At 49.6% G+C, this 13,592-nt stretch carries 14 protein-coding genes and 1 tRNA gene; 7 read left to right on the plus strand and 8 right to left on the minus strand.

Annotation, left to right across the window (positions count from 1 at the left end; all coding sequences use genetic code 11):
* The first annotated feature begins 33 nt into the window (after positions 1 to 33).
* Positions 34 to 109: transfer RNA gene (locus tag ACOQOZ_RS11415), tRNA-Phe, on the plus strand.
* A 116-nt stretch (positions 110 to 225) separates the two neighbouring features.
* A complete protein-coding gene (locus ACOQOZ_RS11420) occupies positions 226 to 720 on the plus strand; it encodes a DUF3060 domain-containing protein (protein WP_420588292.1) in 495 nt (164 codons plus the stop codon).
* Here the strand turns inward: ACOQOZ_RS11420 and ACOQOZ_RS11425 are convergent.
* Entirely contained in the window at positions 701 to 1,699 is a 999-nt protein-coding gene (locus tag ACOQOZ_RS11425; protein ID WP_420588293.1) for a phage integrase, read from the minus strand. The genes ACOQOZ_RS11420 and ACOQOZ_RS11425 overlap by 20 nt on opposite strands.
* A gap of 115 nt (positions 1,700 to 1,814) precedes the next feature.
* Between ACOQOZ_RS11425 and ACOQOZ_RS11430 the strand changes: the two genes are divergently transcribed.
* The 4 genes from ACOQOZ_RS11430 (at position 1,815) to ACOQOZ_RS11445 (ending at position 5,319) form a co-directional block, all read left to right on the plus strand.
* Entirely contained in the window at positions 1,815 to 2,594 is a 780-nt protein-coding gene (locus ACOQOZ_RS11430) for a rolling circle replication-associated protein (protein WP_420588294.1), read from the plus strand.
* A 241-nt stretch (positions 2,595 to 2,835) separates the two neighbouring features.
* Positions 2,836 to 3,411: a recombinase family protein gene (locus ACOQOZ_RS11435; protein WP_420588295.1), complete on the plus strand. Its 576-nt coding sequence runs from the start codon at positions 2,836 to 2,838 to the stop codon at positions 3,409 to 3,411.
* A gap of 411 nt (positions 3,412 to 3,822) precedes the next feature.
* Positions 3,823 to 4,557, plus strand: a complete 735-nt coding sequence (locus ACOQOZ_RS11440) for a nucleotidyl transferase AbiEii/AbiGii toxin family protein (RefSeq protein WP_420588296.1) — start codon at positions 3,823 to 3,825, stop codon at positions 4,555 to 4,557.
* A 255-nt stretch (positions 4,558 to 4,812) separates the two neighbouring features.
* The gene (locus tag ACOQOZ_RS11445; protein WP_420588297.1) at positions 4,813 to 5,319 is read left to right on the plus strand and encodes a GAF domain-containing protein; all 507 of its coding nucleotides are present in this window, start codon (positions 4,813 to 4,815) and stop codon (positions 5,317 to 5,319) included.
* A gap of 10 nt (positions 5,320 to 5,329) precedes the next feature.
* On the opposite strand, the gene ACOQOZ_RS11450 is transcribed toward ACOQOZ_RS11445, so the two are convergent.
* The 7 genes from ACOQOZ_RS11450 to pyrE form a co-directional block, all read right to left on the minus strand.
* Entirely contained in the window at positions 5,330 to 5,497 is a 168-nt protein-coding gene (locus ACOQOZ_RS11450; RefSeq protein WP_420588298.1) for a hypothetical protein, read from the minus strand.
* 204 nt (positions 5,498 to 5,701) lie between these two features.
* On the minus strand, positions 5,702 to 6,574 hold the full coding sequence (locus ACOQOZ_RS11455) for an alpha/beta fold hydrolase (protein WP_420588299.1): 873 nt from the start codon (positions 6,572 to 6,574) through the stop codon (positions 5,702 to 5,704).
* Between the two features lie 36 nt (positions 6,575 to 6,610).
* Positions 6,611 to 8,611 (minus strand): RecQ family ATP-dependent DNA helicase, encoded by a 2,001-nt coding sequence (locus ACOQOZ_RS11460; RefSeq protein ID WP_420588300.1) that lies wholly within the window; start codon positions 8,609 to 8,611, stop codon positions 6,611 to 6,613.
* Between the two features lie 155 nt (positions 8,612 to 8,766).
* A complete protein-coding gene (locus tag ACOQOZ_RS11465) occupies positions 8,767 to 9,303 on the minus strand; it encodes an SPOR domain-containing protein (protein WP_420588301.1) in 537 nt (178 codons plus the stop codon).
* Between the two features lie 172 nt (positions 9,304 to 9,475).
* Positions 9,476 to 11,161: an arginine--tRNA ligase gene (gene argS, locus ACOQOZ_RS11470; protein WP_420588302.1), complete on the minus strand. Its 1,686-nt coding sequence runs from the start codon at positions 11,159 to 11,161 to the stop codon at positions 9,476 to 9,478.
* Positions 11,162 to 11,348: 187 nt separating this feature from the next.
* Positions 11,349 to 12,020: a hypothetical protein gene (locus ACOQOZ_RS11475; RefSeq protein WP_420588303.1), complete on the minus strand. Its 672-nt coding sequence runs from the start codon at positions 12,018 to 12,020 to the stop codon at positions 11,349 to 11,351.
* A gap of 3 nt (positions 12,021 to 12,023) precedes the next feature.
* Complete coding sequence (gene pyrE / locus ACOQOZ_RS11480; RefSeq protein WP_420588304.1) at positions 12,024 to 12,668, minus strand: orotate phosphoribosyltransferase; 645 nt, start codon at positions 12,666 to 12,668, stop codon at positions 12,024 to 12,026.
* Positions 12,669 to 12,739: 71 nt separating this feature from the next.
* On the opposite strand from pyrE, the gene ACOQOZ_RS11485 reads away from it, so the two are divergent.
* On the plus strand, positions 12,740 to 13,513 hold the full coding sequence (locus ACOQOZ_RS11485; protein ID WP_420588305.1) for an exodeoxyribonuclease III: 774 nt from the start codon (positions 12,740 to 12,742) through the stop codon (positions 13,511 to 13,513).
* The last annotated feature ends 79 nt before the right edge of the window (positions 13,514 to 13,592 follow it).

The following is a 13,592-nucleotide window of genomic DNA, read 5'->3' on the forward strand; positions in this document are numbered from 1 at the left end:
CTTGAGAGGCAAGCAGCAAAGCTTCTCTGAAGTGCCCAGATAGCTCAGTCGGTAGAGCAGGGGATTGAAAATCCCCGTGTCGGTGGTTCGATTCCGCCTCTGGGCACCACTTATTACTTAAAAAAACAGCCACTTAGCGTCATCGCGGTGGCTGTTTTTCTATGCCCAATTATCTCCGGGCCACTTCTGGGCCACATAATCGAATTTACTAACAGGATGAGAGCAATGAAGAAGACTACTTTATTAACTCTGACTATAGCTCTTTCAGCTTGTGGCGGAGGGTCAAGCTCTGGTGGTAGTTCACCAGCACCTGTAGTACCGTCAACCGGCTCATCAGTAGAGTTCAGCAACTCGCTGTGCAATGCTACTGGAGCAATTAGCGTTGGTAGCAATTACAACCATAACCTAGCAGCCTCAAGGCTCGCGGTGTCGATCACAGACGATAAAGCAAACGTATCTATATCGGGAGCAAACAACGTAATCTGCATAACAGGGAGCGTTGCGGACCTAGAAATTACCGGTGAGGATAATAAGGTATACATTTCTAGCAACGTCACATCTGCAAACATAAGTGGATCTCGCTCTAAGCTGTACCTATGGGGACGCGTAGATAAACTAGTAGTATCAGGGTCGAACGTCGATGTATTTGGCGATGCTGGCAGCAGCAATATTACTGGAAGTAATTCTAAGACTCAGCCAATCAGCTCATTCCGACGTTAAGTGGATTAAACGATAGCGCTTGATCTAAAGCATCCGGCGCTAAGTGTGCATAACGTAGCGTCATGCTCAGGGTTGAATGCCCTAAAATCTCTTTCAGTTGTAAAATATCCCCGCCGTTCATCATAAAGTGGCTTGCAAACGTGTGTCGCAATACGTGTGTCATCTGCCCTGCTGGCAATCCAATCTCTGCCGCTTCCACGGCTCGCCTGAATGCGCTCATGCAGTCGCAGAACAACCAGCCGGACGGGTTGCCCTTCTCCAGTAGTTCCCGCGCCAGTTCCATGTCGATGGGTATCCGGCGCACCTTGCCCGACTTTGTCCCCTGATAAATCACCCTTGCCCGGTCATTGATTACCTGTAGCTCTGACCTGTCCAGCTGAGCTGCTTCATTCCAGCGTGCTCCGGTTGCCAGGCATAACTTAACGACCTGTGTTAGGTGCTCGCTTTTGCTCTGCTCGCACTGGATCAGCAGACGACTGATTTCATCGGATGACAGAAACCGCATTTCCTTCTCATCAAACTTGAGCGGCTTGACGTTTTTGAGCGGGTTGTCGGTGTGCCACTCCTCTGCCCTGCTTAGTTCGTTGAAGATCGCCTTCAGGTAGGTCAGTTCGCGGTTGCAGTTGTTTTCACTGCTGCCAGCGGTGAGCCGGGCTTTGCGGTATTGCAGGTAAGTGGATGGGCCAATTCTGTGGGCCTCTGGGTTGCCCCAAAGCTTTGCGCAGTAAAACAGCTTGGATAAGCGTTTATCCCCATCCTTGAGTGTGTGGCCGTGCAGATCGAACCAGAGTTGAGCCAGCTCAGTTAGTCGGCGCTTGTCCTTCTCTCTGAGTACCGTCTCCCCTGCCGCCAGTCGGCGCAGGGTGTCGGCTTCCCATGTCCGGGCAAGGTGTGCCTTTGGGAAATTCTTTTTGTAGCGCTTGCCGTCCCACTGAAAGCGGGCTTGATAGCTTCCGTTCTCCTGCTTAGTTACCGTCACTGTTCAGCCCCTGCTGAAGTATCTCAATCATCATCTTTTGGAATTCTGCTTTCATAGCTGGGTCAGTAGTTAGGGCTTTCATTAGCTCTGCTGGGTCTAAGGAAAGTGGGGCATTTTGGGGCCTGATACCTGCATCCACTTCAGCGACGGCCGGATTGATCTGGAAACCGGGGAAATCATCAAAGATCGCCCGGTTCTGCATAACACCAAGGCCATTGTTGAGCATAAATCGTGGTGCGATGAGTACCGGGTCCGCACCAAAACCCCGGTCACCAGTCTGCCACCAGAAAACACTGGTGAGCGCAAAACCGAGACCCGGAGTCTGTCCGGAGCGAAGAAAATTGCAGAATCCTGCCGCTTTGTTGCCAAAGATCGCGGTGGTTATAGCACCTTCCTAACGCTCACCCTGGACGAAGCTGCCCGCGAACGTGTTGCAGAGGGCGCAACGGTTCAGAAGGAAATCAGCCGCTTTTTCGATGCCCTCAAGAAAATGTGGTCGCGCGGCTGGGTGGAAGAATTCACCCACGAACGCAAGCGCAAGGGCCACACCTATCACGAAACCATTACCCACCGGGGCGAAGCTCATGGGAATGCGCCGTTTGATTACTGCTGGGTAGTTGAAAATCCGAAGAACGAAGCCGGGGAAGATAACCCGCACGCTCATATCTTGATGCGCTGGCGTGTGCCGTTCAGTGATTTCCCTGCATGGGCTCAGCGTATCGAACGCCTCTGGGGTCAGGGGTTTGCTCATCTGGAAAAAATCAAAGAGCCGGAAAAAGCCGGGGCGTACATACCAAGTCCTTTTTTTGATGTTCATACCGATATTTTAAGGTCGATGAACAGCAATGAACCGCAAAAGACCAATTTTTCTACCCCCTGTCGTTATAAGCACTAAAACATTAACAACGAGGTACAACCATGAGCCAGATACTGAGGATCATCCAGATCATCAGCGTCGCCCTATCCGCACTGATAAGCGCTCTAAAGGCGATGCAGGCCCGAGGCCTAATCTGATCTACCAATAAACCATGCCCTATTGAGCGACGTTCACCCCACCCCGAATCTCTCCCAATAGGGTCATATCCCACCTTTTGAAAGAGAATTCCCACAGGGTCTAACCCTAATAGGAGACTGATATGGCAACTATCGGCTATGCCCGCGTATCGACGTTTGGGCAATCACTGGACGCACAAATCGAAGCCCTGAACGGCTGTGACAAAATATTTCAGGAGAAGATCAGCGGCAGCAAACGTGAGCGCCCGGCTCTGGATGCTGCGCTGGATTACGTCAGGGACGGAGACGTTCTGATAGTGACCAAGCTCGACCGACTAGCACGCAACACCGCACACCTACTGGAGCTGGTCGAGGTGTTTGAGACCAAAGGCGTGACGCTTCAGATCAAAAATATTGGCATCGACACTGGCACCCCAACGGGCCGCCTGATGCTGACAATGATCGGTGCTATCGCCACATTTGAGCGTGAGATTATGCTGGAACGACAGGCCGAAGGGATCGCTAAAGCCAAGCAGGACGGGCGTTATAAGGGCAGAAAACCAACAGCTCAGGCCAAGAAAACCGAGCTGTTAGAACTGATCGCTAACGGTATGAGTAAGCGCCAAGCCGCATCAGAACTGGGGATTAGCGAATCAAGTGTGTACAGACTATTAGACAATGTCGCAGCAATGTCGGAACAATGTGCAAATAAAACATAAAGGAATGAACTGACAGCAAAATAGTTGGGCCATATATCTGCGTTAACTACTCTAATAGATAGGCGCAAAGCCTAAATGATCTATGTGGAACAATGTGCAGCAATGTGCCACAATGTACAGTGTGTACAGTGTGTACAGTGTGCGCACACGTGATAAGGCTCTTCATCGAGAAGAGCCATCTGAGGTTAGGGCCATGTTACGCACAGATCGTAAACAAATTGATCGTACGATATACCCGGAGCTAAATTTGCTTCTGTGGGATCGTGCTGACCGATACATTGCAGAAAAGGACGCGTACGCTACCTATGAACAGCGATGGAAGTATATTGATCAAGGTAAACTAACAGCCGCTGAGAGCACATTAATTCAGCGCTTAACTCGAAGCGTTGGAAACGGCTTGTTTCTGGCTGCATGATTGAGCTAGTCAGAACCCATCATCAGCTAATCTGGGATGCTCTATCTCATTTTGACTCCAGCTATCTAGAAGCTAACAACATACTATTCGGTGGCGGAACTCGAATTGCTCTTGAACTTGGAGAGTATCGAGAATCAACAGACATCGATTTTTTTTGTGCTGGGAGATCATCTTATAGAGCAGTCAGAAGCCAGACTACAAACTCATCTTTAGGTCATGTACTTAACGAAAACTCTGGGCTTGAGTTCTTAAGGGATATACGGGCTGACAGAGACGCCGTAAGAACATACGTTCGAACCCCGGAAGACGGCACTCCCATTAAACTTGAGTTTGTCCATTTCGACATCTGTGACATCGTTCAAGATGAGGGCGATACTCTATTTAATGTGCCAGTCGTAGATAGAGCTACCTGCTTCACAACAAAGCTACTGGCCAACGCAGATAGATTTGATAACCCCAGTCGTAAAGACATCTTTGATCTTTGTATGATGAGAAGGGAATGGGGAGAGATACCAGTTGAAGCATGGGAAAATGCAGACCGAACTTATGGTTACCCTACTATATTTCAGGGGCTGTACGGAGCTTTATCCAAATTAATGGATGAATCAGACTCAGCCATAGAAACAGCTGTGGATAGCTTAAAAATAGAAGAAAATTTAGCAAATGAGCTTATCGACGATGTGTCTGAACTCCTATTAAGTGAGACCCAAATTAAAGAAGCGGAAGTGTGATACACTTTTGGCACACATTTCGTTCAACTCGTACAGTGAAGCGGCCTGAGAGGCCCATGATACGGGGCTTTGGGTGACTGGGTGGCTTCTCCGCCTCTGGGCACCATTCTTATTCTTAAAAAACCGCATCGTTGAATGCGGTTTTTTTATGCCTGAAAAATATCCCGTCAGAGCTAAGCCATTAGGATTAAGCTCAGCAACCCCCGGTTAATATCCATCTATGCTGAGTATGCCGCAGCTACTGAGATAACACCGATGCCTATTTCCATATCCGATCTGCCGGAAAATGAAGAACAGCGACTGGCTGAACTGCATGCCCTGCTGATTCTGGAAACCCCACCCGAAGAACGCTTCGATCGCATTACCCGTATCACCAAGGCATTATTTGATGTGCCCATCGCCGTTATCAGCCTGATTGATCGCGATCGTCTGTGGTTTAAATCCAACGTTGGTTTGCCTGTGAATGAAATTGGCCGCCAGGACTCCTGTTGCAGCCATGCCATTCTGCAGGAAGATATTTTTGTTCTGGAAGATGCCAGTATCGATCCACGCTTTAAAGACAGCGCTCTGGTACTTGGTCCGCCGAATATTTGTTTTTATGCCGGAGCGCAACTCACCATGCCATCGGGACACAATATGGGAACCCTGTGCATTATTGATCATGAGCCAAGAAAATTTTCGTCACAACAGCAAAGCCTGCTGGCGGATCTTTCTAAAATTGTGGTGGGTGAGTTGGCTGGCAGTGCAGCCCAGAGCGTTTAATAAGAGGCAGTCAGATCAGCCAAACCAGCAGAACCAGAACAGCCGCCGCCAGTGCCGCGTACATATGCACGTGCAGCACTTCGCTTTCGCTGGGTTCAGCTTCGGTGTAACCGATGTCGGAAAACGCAACTTCAGGCGAACCAACGGGGTTACTGTGATCGATCAGGAATTTGTTCACTACCCTGTCCAGAACAGTTTATTGATAGTTCCATGATAGGACGGGGTGCGCCAGATCTCCTTGTAGTTATTGCTGCAATTTGTTTCCTGTTTGTAATTATTTGAACGGCTTCACATAAGGTGTGTTTCCAAACAGGAACAACTTAAGACCAAAGTCGTAAGATGACGCAATTCGTTATAAACCTGGCTTATAAAAACCGGTTAATTACTTAATAAATTGCTTAACAGTATTTATCTGTTCCGTGTCCATAAACATCGGTGCGTGACCAACGCCTTCAAACTCGACCAGAGTGACATTGCTTTGCCCGGCCATCTCGTTGGCTGTCTCTGGCAGCAACAAATCCGAGTCCTGACCACGCAGCAATAACACCGTTTGCTGAACCTGAGACCAGATCGGCGATAAATCGACATCGCCGTTTAATTCGTTAAATGCCGCAGCAATACCCGTGTCGTAACGCAGCGTCAGCTGATCACCCAGGGCTTGTGTGCCATGTTTTGCCAGGTGCTGCCATTGCTCATCGGTTAATAAGCCAAAAGGCTTGGCAATATCCCGCAGATACAGCTCGGCTTCGGTTAATGAATGGAAGGTTTTGCTGATGCCGACATAAATGGCAATACGCAACAGCGCCTTACGCGGAATAAAATAACCCACATCATTCAGTACCAGACGATCGATGGTCAGTGGCAGCTGATCTGCCGAAGTGGCACACACCATCATGCCAATTAAACCGCCCATCGACGTGCCTACCCAATCACATTGTTGTGGTGCATATTCCTGCTGAATAAACGCCAGTAATTGTGTCATTTGCTGCAGATAAAGCGGGTAACCGTAATGACTTGGGTCTTTCATATAGTCACTGCCGCCACGCCCCAATACATCAGGACAAATCACCAGCGCGTCCATCGCCAGTTCTCGGGCTAAAAAATCGAAATCGCGGCTGTTGCGCGTCAGGCCATGAACACAAATCACCACTCGTTTCGGTTGCTGCGCGATCGGCTGCCATCGCTGATAAACCATTTCCTTTTCCCCTTCCGGGGTGGTGATCACCAGTGAATGTTCGCTGTGCAGAATCGCCATGTCTTTTTCCTTAAATCCGGGGCTGATTCCCTGAGCTTACAGGCTTTTATTTAGCCAGTCTTTGACCTGTGCATAGGGATACTGCTCCAGCAGCCCCATATTGCCCATCTGACGGGCTTTCGCCTTGGTTAACCAGGGAGCGGTGATACCGGTTAAATAGCGGGTTAATAAATCAACTGAAGCTGGCTGGCCAAACTGCTGCTGAATTCCCTGCTGCAACGGCTGACACAATGTTTGCGCCTGATACTGAGACAGATCCGCTAACAGTGCAGGCTGCGGCCAGGCCTGATGTTTACCGATACACACAGAACAGTGACCACAATCCCGATCCATATTGGTATCGTTAAAATACTGTGCCAGTGATCTGCTTAAACAACTCGGCTGTTGCAGCAACTGCAGCATGGCCTGAATGCGCTGAATTTCACTGCGTTCTTTATCGGCAAAATGATGAGCCAGTTGCTGTGCCAGATCAGGCTGATTCAATTTATTCGTATCGACGCGATACACATCGGTCATTTGTTTGCTTTGTAATTCCAGCCAGCCATGCTCCTGACAATACTCCAGTGCCGTAATTGCACGACTGCGGGAATTATTGTCACCACTTTGTTTCACCAGTTCATCGGTATCCAGGGTAATCCAGCTGCGTGCTTTTTTACTGGTGTTTAATACTTGCTGCAAAAACTGCTGGCGCGACTCATCAAAGTTCGCCAGTAGTTCCGTTTCACTGATATGCAGCTTGTATTTATATTCGGCAAAATAACTGAATTGTGCGGTTAAGATGCCGCGCATTTCCAGATTCACCAACAGAGTTTTTAATGGCAATAAACGGATATTACTGAGCGCCGACAATGGCGTCATCAATACTTCCCAGCGTTGATCATTAAAGTGGGCCGTCAGATTATTGCGGATCTGCTGCAGCACAATGTCAATGCCGGTTAATTCAGGCGTATCACCGTAAACAAAGTTTTCCAGCACCTGAAAACCCGAGCTGTCAGCCAGCATAACGCAGTCAGACGGTTTGCCATCACGCCCGGCCCGACCAATTTCCTGGCTGTAATTCTCGATGGACTTGGGTAAGTCGTAATGCATGACCTGACGGATATTGCTTTTATCCACACCCATACCAAAAGCAATGGTGGCAACAATACACGGCGTGGTGCCAGCCATAAATTCCTGCTGAATCTGTTCGCGCTCTTCACTGCTTAAGCCTGCGTGATACGCCTTAACCGCAAACGGCAGATTCGGTGCAAGAAAATCAGCAACTTCGTGAGCCGTTTGCTGCAGCGTCACATAAATAATGCCACCAAACTGTTCGGCTTTTTCTGCCTGCTTTTTATGCAGGTGCTGCAGCCATTGCAGGCATTTGTGCTTACGCTCAGCTTCCGCTGTCGGTTGCACTAATAAACGTAAATTCGGGCGATAAAAACCCGTGGTGACAACATCCTGTGGCTGAATCTGAAAACGACCACACATATCTTCAATTACCGCTTTAGTGGCCGTTGCAGTTAACAGCAGCACCTGCGGGATTTTAAAGTCAGCACAGTAATCCGGCAGTTTTAAATAATCCGGACGGAAATTATGACCCCATTCAGAAATACAATGGGCTTCGTCGACCACCAGCAGGGAAATCGGAATCTGTTCGATAAACTGACGGAAGCGTTCGTTCTTCAGGCGCTCTACCGACACCATCAGAATTTTAATTTTGCCACTGCGCACATCGGCCTGAATCTGTTGGGCTTCTTCGCGACTCTGGCTCGAATCAATACTGGCAGCAGCAATGCCCTTGCTCTTCAGAAACGCCACCTGATCCTGCATCAGCGCTAACAATGGCGACACCACTAAGGTGAGATTCGGCAGCATTAACGCCGGCAGCTGATAACACAGAGACTTACCGGAGCCGGTTGGAAAAATCGCAGCAGCACTGCGACCCGCTAATAGTGCTTCCACAACCGGCTGCTGGCCGGGACGTAAGCCATCAAAGCCAAAAGTTTGTTGCAGAACAGGCTGCCAGGCAGAACTCAGATTATTACCAGTCATCAGAAATTCCTTTTCTTCGTAAGGCAAAAGAATCGATAAATGTAGGGTGGATAAGCGCAACGCCATCCACCAATAAGAACAACAGATAATGTATACAAGGGGAGGTTTATCCGGAAGACGCTACGCTTTTCCGGCCTACATTTCAGTCTGGAGAATTAATTCGCCAACTTGGTTTTATGAACCAGCGGACTGATATTGTTGGATACCAGAATATCTTGTGCCTTATTCAGCTTAGAGCGGTTGGTAAAAGGTCCAATCAGAATACGATGCCAGACGGTACCGTTTACTTCTTTCTCTTCGCGATAAGCGCGTAAGCCCTGCAGAATTAAATCACCACGTAACCGTTCAGCATCGTCTTCAGAGCGGAAAGAACCAGCCTGCAAGCGGTACTCGTATTTAGTCGCCGCGTCTTTTGGTGTGGATTTATATTCTTCCACTTCCGGCACTTCGACTGTCTGGTTTTCCAGCAGCTTATAAAACTCATAGCTGTGTTTAGGCAATTCTTCAGCGGCTTTTTTCTTCGCCTGTTCAATGCCTAACTGCAATGCTTTTTTAGCATCACCTTTTACCGCGTTTAATTCATCACCGGTAGGGATGGTGGTTAAGAACATAATAAATGCCACAAAAGCCACCGCCAGGGTTGGCGTGGTAATCCACACCCACTTAGGGATTTTGCTAGCGCCTTCAGACATTTTAATTCCCGTTCTTAATTTATTATTGCTATTTATTACTGCAAAAGCGTTGGTCGTGCAGCGGGCGCCAACAAGACAAGTCAAAAGTGGCCGAAAAGACGGAGCTTGCTGTTGCAAGTGAGTACTTTAAGGCCAGTTTTAACGCCGTATTGTTAAGCTCCGCAAGCGAACATTACATCTCTTCCGGAGCAGAAACACCCAACAAATCCAAACCATTGCTGATCACCTGACGCACCGCCTCAGCCAGTGTCAGACGCGCATTACGCACATCATCTTCTTCAACCAGCGTTTTCTCAGAGTTGTAGTAGGTGTGGAACTCAGCCGCCAGCTCTTTCAGGTAATTGGCAATCTGATGTGGCTCGCGGTTATTCGCAGCGTTTTTAACCACTTCCGGGTAACGACCCAGTTTTACGATCAGATCTTTTTCGCTATCCAGTGTTAATGCACTCAGCGATTCGATGCCCTGCTCCAGCGTCCAGCTCTGACCTGCTTCTGCCAGTTTACGGAAAATCGAGCATACGCGCGCGTGCGCGTACTGGATGTAATAAACCGGGTTATCCGACGACTGAGAACGCGCCAGGTCGATATCAAACGTCAGCTGGCTGTCGGCTTTACGCGCTGCCAGGAAGTAACGGGTCGCATCACGACCGACTTCGTCAATCAGGTCACGCAGTGTCACATAGCTACCGGCACGCTTGGAGATTTTCACCTCTTCGCCGCCACGCATCACGGTCACCATCTGGTGCAGCACGTAGTCTGGCCAGCCTTTTGGAATGCCGGCATCCAAACCTTGCAGACCAGCGCGAACACGGGTAATGGTGCTGTGGTGGTCAGCGCCCTGCTCGTTAATCACCATTTCAAAGCCGCGCTGCCACTTGTCCAGGTGATATGCCACGTCTGGAACAAAGTAGGTGTAACCGCCGTCGGTTTTACGCATCACGCGGTCTTTGTCATCACCGAAGTCGGTGGTACGTAACCACAGCGCGCCGCCATCTTCGTACGTGTGACCATTAGCAATCAGCTTCTGAACCGCTTCTTCAACCTTGCCTTCGGAGTACAGCGATGACTCCAGGAAGTAGACATCAAAATCGACTGCAAAGGCTTTTAAATCCAGATCCTGCTCACGACGCAGATAAGCCACGGCAAAGTGACGAATCGCTTCCGGGTCGTCAGCATCTTTAGTACCGGTGAAGCTCTGGTCTTCGGATACCACGGTATCGCCGGCCATAAAGCTGTCAGCCAGATCTTTAATGTAATCACCACGGTAACCGTCTTCCGGCCAGCTGGCGTCGTCTGGCGTTAAACCTTTACAACGCGCCTGAACAGACAGCGCCAGATTGTTAATCTGAGCACCGGCATCGTTGTAGTAGAACTCACGGGTCACATCCCAGCCATTGGCATCCAGCAGACGACATAAGCAGTCACCCACTGCCGCACCACGACCGTGACCGATATGCAGCGGACCAGTTGGGTTAGCCGATACAAATTCCACCTGAACCTTACGACCTGCGCCTTCGTTTGAGCGACCGTATTGTTCTTTCTGCTCCAGTACCGCCTTAATCAGACTGTTGGTAGAAGCATCCGACAGGTAGAAGTTGATGAAACCCGGGCCAGCGATTTCTACTTTTTCCACCAGCTCGCTTTCCGGCAATGCATCAACAATCAGTTGTGCCAGTTCGCGTGGATTTTTCTTCGCCGGTTTGGCCAGCATCATCGCCAGGTTGGTGGCCAGATCGCCGTGTGCTTTATCGCGGGTATTCTCCACATTGATGCGTGGCTCCAGCTCAGCAGGAATCACATCCTGAGACTTCAGGGTGGCAACAACGGTGGATAACAACTCGGCAATTTGCGGTTTCATAGAATCTGGCCTCAGCGGCAAAGTTTGATCGTGAATTTCGAAATACAGAAAAAGGGCGCGATTATCGCAAAAAGGCCGCAGCGGGTGAAGCCGCTGCGGCCTTGTTTTGTATGAATAACACTATTTTTGCCAGCCATCAGAGCAACAGCCGGTATTTAACCAGACTGCCACAAAAGGCAGCGCCAGATCAGAGGCTGCCCAACTCGCGATCAACCTTGTCCAGATCGATCTCTTCCGACAGCGCGCCAGGCTTATAAACCTGCAGAATACGCACCCGCTCATACTGGGTTGAGTACTCTTTGGTGCTGTCGATCAGCTCTTGCTGACGGCTTTTGATATTGGCGTGGCTTTCGCGAATACGGTTCTGTAACTGAGCAATCTCAAGACGCAGGTCCACCGGTACTTCAACGCCACGGCGCTCGATATCAGCGGCATCCCCCTGGGACTGCTCCAGTTTGATTTCCAAATCGGCAATACGACGGCGCTGCAGCTGGATATAAGATTCAATTTCGTCGGCTTTACGCTTACGCGCACGCTCAACGTCGCCCGGCTTGGCGTACAACCGCAGCAGATCCATATCTTGCTTACGCTGGGCACGGATTCGTTCCAGTCGTTCTTTTTTCGCCTTTTCAGCGGCCCGGCGTTCAGCCAGCTCAGCCGCGGTTGGCGCTGGCTTAACCTTTTTAATCACCAGACCTGAACTGTTCAGAACTTCATAACCCAGGTGGGAGTATTGCGCCGGAACGTGGTCTTTCACCACAACCCGGCCATCAATGGTAAAACGATACAACTTGCTTGCATGGCTAACACTTGTAAGCAACAGACAACAAACGGCTGCCGACCAGACAAACAACTTCATAGATTAAACCCCGTATTGATCGCGGTATGCACTGATGGCATCCGCGTATTGCTGCAACTCTGGTTTTTCAGACACATAATCCAGCACCTGGTTCAGTCCAACAATGCTGATTACCGGCATACCAAAGTCGCGCTCTACTTCCTGAATGGCGGATAACTCGCCATTGCCTTTTTCCTGACGGTTCAGTGCAATCAGTGCCGCCGCCGGTGTTGCACCATCTGCTGCTTCAATCATCGCCATCACTTCACGGATCGCAGTGCCCGCCGTGATTACGTCATCAACAATTAACACCCGACCGGTTAATGGTGAACCCACCAGGTTGCCACCTTCACCATGAGTCTTGGCTTCCTTACGGTTAAACACGTAAGGCATATCTTTATTGTATTGATCAGCAAGGGCTACAGTAATAGTAGTCGCCAACGGAATGCCTTTGTAGGCCGGACCAAATACCACGTCGTATTCCACGCCGGAAGCTTCCAGCGCTGCAGCGTAAAAGCGACCTAACTTAGCCAGCGCAGAGCCGGTATTAAATAAACCCGCATTAAAAAAGTAGGGGCTGACGCGACCAGATTTGAGGGTGAATTCGCCAAATTTCAGTACGCCTTGCTCGATGGCAAATTCAATAAACTCTTTCTGATACGCTTGCATAGTCAACTCTGGTGATACCTGCTTTGAAAAGTATGCGGTATGATACACGCTTCACTAGTCGGGAACCACGTATGAGGATTATCAGTTTACACCTTGATGGCATTCAGCAGGCCGTAGAAAAAGGTCTGTATGACTGGCTGCAAACCGCCGATGCCGACGTTGTTGCGCTTCAGAACCTGAAGGCCAAAGAATACCAGCTGCCGGATAGCGTGATTTATCCCGACGGTTACAACGCTTATTTCTTTGATGCCGAAGCCGACGGTTATTCTGGTGTGGCGATCCTGACCAAAGAAATGCCAAAAGCCATTATGACCGGCCTGGCGTTTCATCAGTGTGATATTCAGGGGCGTTTTATTCAGGCCGACTTCGACCACGTGAGCGTTGGTTCGATCCTGTTCCCGGCGGTTGATGAACACAACACACTGGAAGATAAACTGGCATTTCAGCAATCTTTCTTAGACCATCTGAACAAGACCCGACGCAAACGTCGCGACTTTATCTTCTGTGGTAATTTCGAAGCAGCGCACAAAACCTTCGATCTGTCCGACTGGCAGGCGAACCAGGAAACCCCCGGGTTCTTACCACAGGAACGGGCCTGGTTTGATCAGATGTTTGGCCCGGCCGGTTATGTCGATGCCTTCCGTGAAGCCAATTTTGGTGAAAATCAGTTCACCTGGTGGCCGGATGAAGAAAGCGCTCGCCGTAATCAGAATGGCTGGCGTAAGGATTACCAGATCTGTACACCAAACGTGCGCCAGTACGTGGTGGAAGCCAAACTGGATACCAACCTGAAGTTTGGTGACCATGCCGCCGTGATGGTGGAATACGAATTCGACGAAGACTAACGGCCAGCTAAGGTCTGCTCTTCACGAACAACAGACATAAAAAAGCCGCTGCTCAGATGCCCTGTTCACACAGAGCTCT

It is taken from the genome of Bacterioplanoides sp. (genome assembly GCF_965219715.1).
Taxonomy (GTDB): domain Bacteria; phylum Pseudomonadota; class Gammaproteobacteria; order Pseudomonadales; family Oceanobacteraceae; genus Bacterioplanoides.

Coding starts and splice junctions, on each gene's coding strand:
- pyrE (WP_420588304.1), bottom strand. CDS start 12,668: ATGCAAGCGTATCAGAAAGAGTTTATTGAATTTGCCATCGAGCAAGGC.
- ACOQOZ_RS11420 (WP_420588292.1), top strand. CDS start 226: ATGAAGAAGACTACTTTATTAACTCTGACTATAGCTCTTTCAGCTTGT.
- ACOQOZ_RS11465 (WP_420588301.1), bottom strand. CDS start 9,303: ATGTCTGAAGGCGCTAGCAAAATCCCTAAGTGGGTGTGGATTACCACG.
- argS (WP_420588302.1), bottom strand. CDS start 11,161: ATGAAACCGCAAATTGCCGAGTTGTTATCCACCGTTGTTGCCACCCTG.
- ACOQOZ_RS11440 (WP_420588296.1), top strand. CDS start 3,823: ATGATTGAGCTAGTCAGAACCCATCATCAGCTAATCTGGGATGCTCTA.
- ACOQOZ_RS11455 (WP_420588299.1), bottom strand. CDS start 6,574: ATGGCGATTCTGCACAGCGAACATTCACTGGTGATCACCACCCCGGAA.
- ACOQOZ_RS11475 (WP_420588303.1), bottom strand. CDS start 12,020: ATGAAGTTGTTTGTCTGGTCGGCAGCCGTTTGTTGTCTGTTGCTTACA.
- ACOQOZ_RS11435 (WP_420588295.1), top strand. CDS start 2,836: ATGGCAACTATCGGCTATGCCCGCGTATCGACGTTTGGGCAATCACTG.
- ACOQOZ_RS11445 (WP_420588297.1), top strand. CDS start 4,813: ATGCCTATTTCCATATCCGATCTGCCGGAAAATGAAGAACAGCGACTG.
- ACOQOZ_RS11460 (WP_420588300.1), bottom strand. CDS start 8,611: ATGACTGGTAATAATCTGAGTTCTGCCTGGCAGCCTGTTCTGCAACAA.
- ACOQOZ_RS11485 (WP_420588305.1), top strand. CDS start 12,740: ATGAGGATTATCAGTTTACACCTTGATGGCATTCAGCAGGCCGTAGAA.